Below are 1,133 nucleotides of genomic sequence, written 5' to 3' on the forward strand. Positions count from 1 at the left end.
TGATTTTTTTGATGCAGTGTAATAATTTCGCTTTTTGGTCATTCTATTCCCCTCTTATATTAGAAGAATAGCTCTTAAAAATACCTTTTTTTCGTCTAAAAATCCGCGCCTATATCAATGCCAGAATAGAATGGAACATTGTATTTATTGATACGGCCAGTGAGAGTCTTAAAATTTTGTTTTATGGTCAAATAGAGAACAATTTTTTTGTTCGCCATTTAACCATTTTTGTCTCTTTTACGAAGTAGGGAGGTCTATGTGGTACAGCCGAGAGGGAAATACTCTAAGGATACTTATTTACGCACAGCCAGGGGCTAAATCAACTGAAATTGTTGGTATGTATGATGGTGCACTTAAAATTCGATTAAATGCCCCACCTGCTGATGGACGTGCGAATGATACATTACAGAAATTTTTGGCTAAACATATTTAATGTACCTACTAAGAATGTCCAGCTGATTACCGGAGAGAAAAATAGAAGAAAGAAATTTTATATTTTAAGTAGTAGTGTTGATCCCGAGAGCTTATCTTCAGTATTCAAATAAACATTCGTGTTTTAAATTGATCTATAAATAGTAAGTACACCTCATTGATAGGATCGTACAGCCCATAAAACGTCTTTTACTCAATGAATAATTTAATTTTCGTTTCTCAATATGCATTCTATGCCTTCAAAAAAAACAATATTTTCGAAGATCAAATATTTCCAAGTAATTTTTTTCCATCATCACGCAGTTCACCCTCGGGCGATACATGTCGATATAATGTTTGCTTTGTAATCCCAAGCTCTTCACACAAGCTGCCAATTTTAGTTTCAGTATTTCCCATAGCAGCCATGGCTAAGCGGAGTTTTGCAGCGGTCATTTTGTAAGGACGCCCGCCTTTCCGTCCACGTGCTCTTGCAGCTTGCATGCCTGCAATCGTTCGCTCTTTAATCATTTCTCGTTCGAATTCGGCAAGGGCAGCAAAAATACCAAATACTAATTTTCCCGCAGGCGTTGTTGTATCAATAGCGGCATGGTTCAAATAACCCCTGTTTTAGTGAGCACTGAGCGTGCGTAATCCTGCCCTGATGTGTTATGATTTGGGCATGAATTAATGATTCAATTGCTCTTTAAAAAGATCTAGAGAAC

General features: G+C 37.0%; 1 protein-coding gene and 1 pseudogene. One reads left to right on the top strand and one right to left on the bottom strand.

Translation table 11 applies throughout. The annotated features are described in order from the left end of the window. Positions 1 to 256 precede the first annotated feature (256 nt). Entirely contained in the window at positions 257 to 433 is a 177-nt protein-coding gene (locus ELY15_RS16505; RefSeq protein ID WP_233586876.1) for a DUF167 family protein, read from the top strand. 263 nt (positions 434 to 696) lie between these two features. Here the strand turns inward: ELY15_RS16505 and ELY15_RS15945 are convergent. Continuing rightward, positions 697 to 1,017: pseudogene (locus ELY15_RS15945) on the bottom strand (recombinase family protein); the annotation flags it as partial. Between the last annotated feature and the right edge of the window lie 116 nt (positions 1,018 to 1,133).

The organism is Legionella sp. km772, from assembly GCF_003989735.1.
In the GTDB taxonomy this organism is placed as follows: Bacteria; Pseudomonadota; Gammaproteobacteria; order Legionellales; family Legionellaceae; genus Legionella.